Genomic DNA, 772 nt, shown 5'->3' on the forward strand with positions numbered 1-772 from the left:
TAATTGGGAGAATCATTGGTTTACGTTTTGTTTTTTCATATAAGAAAGGTGATAAAGTATCAGTAATTTCATTTTTGATCTCAGACCATTGAGAAGTTTTACGTTCCATGATTTTGTTTAAATGAGTAGAAATCATTGCTTGTGCTTCATTTATTAAATCGCCACTTTCTCTCATATAAACGAAACCGCGTGAAATGATATCTGGTCCTGCCGAGATTTTAAATTCCTTCATATCGATGCTTACGACAACGATTACAAGACCTTCTTCAGATAAAATTCGACGGTCTCTTAAAACGATATTACCAATATCACCGATACCGCTTCCATCAATATAAACATTACCAGAAGGTACTTTACCTGCAACCATAGCCTCATCTGCACGAAGAGCTAAAACCTCACCATTATCCATGATAAAGCAGTTTTCTTCAGGTACTCCACAGTCCATAGCAAGCTTAGCATGCATGCGCTGCATTCTATATTCACCGTGAATTGGCATAAAATACTTAGGTTTCATTAGTCTAAGCATTAATTTTTGCTCTTCTTGACCACCATGACCACTAGTATGAATATCGTTTAATGAACCATGAATTACTTCAGCTCCAGCACGGTATAGTAAGTTGATTGTACGATTTACACTCATAGTATTACCTGGAATTGGTGAAGAAGAAAATACTACAGTATCTCCAGGAATAATTTGAATTTGACGATGTGTACCATTTGCTATACGTGATAATGCGGCCATAGGCTCACCTTGACTACCTGTACATAAAAT

At 36.3% G+C, this 772-nt stretch carries 1 pseudogene; it reads right to left on the reverse strand.

What is annotated here, in order from left to right:
- A pseudogene (gene rnjA, locus CN514_RS24455) lies at positions 1-772 on the reverse strand (ribonuclease J1); the annotation flags it as partial.

Source organism: Bacillus sp. AFS001701 (genome assembly GCF_002559405.1).
Classification (GTDB): Bacteria; Bacillota; Bacilli; order Bacillales; family Bacillaceae_G; genus Gottfriedia.